Source organism: Aeromicrobium sp. Leaf272 (assembly GCF_001422865.1).
In the GTDB taxonomy this organism is placed as follows: Bacteria; Actinomycetota; Actinomycetes; order Propionibacteriales; family Nocardioidaceae; genus Aeromicrobium.
In genome coordinates this window covers 686,396-687,053 of sequence record NZ_LMMY01000009.1, presented here as the reverse complement: position 1 = coordinate 687,053, position 658 = coordinate 686,396, and the positions used below count along the sequence as shown (strand labels likewise).

The 658-nt window shown below is 75.4% G+C and carries 2 protein-coding genes; both read left to right on the top strand.

Translation table 11 applies throughout. The annotated features are described in order from the left end of the window. The coding region (locus ASF38_RS04975) for an ArsR/SmtB family transcription factor (RefSeq protein ID WP_369815155.1) at window positions 1–415 on the top strand (415 nt) is incomplete at its 5' end. After that, window positions 415–658, top strand: a 244-nt coding sequence (locus tag ASF38_RS18930) for a cation transporter (protein WP_235497408.1), incomplete at its 3' end; no start/stop codon positions are given. The genes ASF38_RS04975 and ASF38_RS18930, both read left to right, overlap by 1 nt.

Below are 658 nucleotides of genomic sequence, written 5' to 3'. Positions count from 1 at the left end.
CCCGTCCGACGGCCACGTCACCCGGCGGACCGGAGCGGGCGCGCGCACCCACGAGCAGCACCGGCACGCCGACCTCGACGTCGGGACCGACGGCACCGACCTGGTCGCCCGGCTGCTCCACGGGTTCGCCGACCCGGGCCGGCTGCGGATCCTCGAGCACCTCCGGCTCGGCGAGCACCGCGTGGTCGAGCTGACCGCCCACCTGGGGCTCGCCCAGTCCACGGTCTCGGCCCACCTGGCGTGCCTGCGCGACTGCGGCCTGCTCGACGTGCGCCACGAGGGTCGCTCGTCGTACTACCGGCTGGCCCACCCGGAGGCCACCGAGGCGCTGCTGCGGGCGAGCAGCCTGCTGCTCGACCGCACCGTCGGAGGAACCCCGGGCCCCGACGCGACCGAGCCGACCGGAGCGGCCTGATGGGTCACGGCCACGCGCACGGTCACGCCGGGGGACCCGCCAGCGGTCGGCACCGCGGGCGGCTGACCGTGGTGTTCGTCATCATCGCCGCGTTCTTCGTCGTCGAGCTCGTCTACGGCATCCTCGCGTCATCCCTCGCCCTGCTGTCCGACGCCGGTCACATGGCCGCCGACGTCGTCACGCTCGGTGCCGCGCTCGCCGCCACCAAGGTGGCCACCCGGCCGGACACCACCGGACGACGGA